At 70.3% G+C, this 1,021-nt stretch carries 1 protein-coding gene; it reads right to left on the bottom strand.

What is annotated here, in order from left to right:
• Positions 1–899 (bottom strand): tyrosine-type recombinase/integrase (locus DA085_RS20615; protein ID WP_154402279.1); only part of this gene is annotated, 899 nt, incomplete at its 3' end.
• Positions 900–1,021: the final 122 nt, after the last annotated feature.

The following is a 1,021-nucleotide window of genomic DNA, read 5'->3' as shown; positions in this document are numbered from 1 at the left end:
ATCGACTTGTGCCCGAGCATCGCGGCGACCGCGTCTAGAGACATACCGCGGTTGATGGCCTGGGTGGCCAGGGTGTGTCGCAGGATGTGGGGGTGGAGGTGGCCCAGTCCGGCGGCCGTGGCGGCCTTGTTGATCATCCTGGTGACGGTGTGCCGGTCCAGGGCTCGACCGTTCTCCCTGGGAATCAGCAGCGCGTGCGCGGCGTCGACGTGCGCGCCTCGGTAGTCCTCGATGAGGGTCACCAGGTGCGGGTGCAGCGGCAGGTAGCGGTCGGAGCCGAGTTTGCCGACCGGGACGTGCAGCCAGGGGCCGACACCGATGTGCACGATCGCGTCGGCGGGCAGGGCGGTGTACTCGCTGACCCGCAGTCCGGTGCGCAGCAGGACCTCCACGGTCACCCCGACGAGTTGTCGTTTGTCGGCCTGGGCGGCACGCAACAGCCTGGCCGCAGTCGGGTCGTCCAACGCCTTGGGTAGGGGACGGTCCTGGCGGGGCAGATCACCGGGGAACATCGGCACCTTGGGCGGCGCCTGTTCCCAGCCCCACTCATCGATGCGGACGAAGAACATCCGTAGCGTCCCCAGGCGGTGCGCCCGTGTGGCCGTGGCGGCGCGCGGGGCCCCGGATCGGCCGGGCCGGGCCGCCAGCCAGGACTTGTAACCCTCGATGTCGGTGCGGCGGACCTGCTGGATGGAGGTGACCTCGGGAGCCTGCTGGGTCAGGAACAGCGCGAACGCCCGCAGGCACTGGTCGGTGTTGCGCACGCTGCCCGGACGCAGCACGCACCCGATCTGCTCCAGGTAGGCCCGCATCGTGGCCACGATGTGCGGGCAGTCCGCCTCCAGCTCCTGCCAGGACGCCAGCGTGCAGGAAGCGGTGTCGGTGCCGACGGGGTTCACCGCAGGCTCCCGGCGAAGACCTGCGCATCGATGACCTCGGCGGCCTTGCGGTACTGCGCGGCGAGCCAGTCATCGGCCAGGTGCAGGTAGATCCGGGTCGACTCGATCGAGGCGTGCCCGGC

Source organism: Ornithinimicrobium cavernae, assembly GCF_003121625.1.
GTDB lineage: Bacteria > Actinomycetota > Actinomycetes > Actinomycetales > Dermatophilaceae > Ornithinicoccus > Ornithinicoccus cavernae.
Note: the sequence above shows the minus strand (reverse complement) of the source record. Positions and strands in the feature narration are given on the sequence as shown.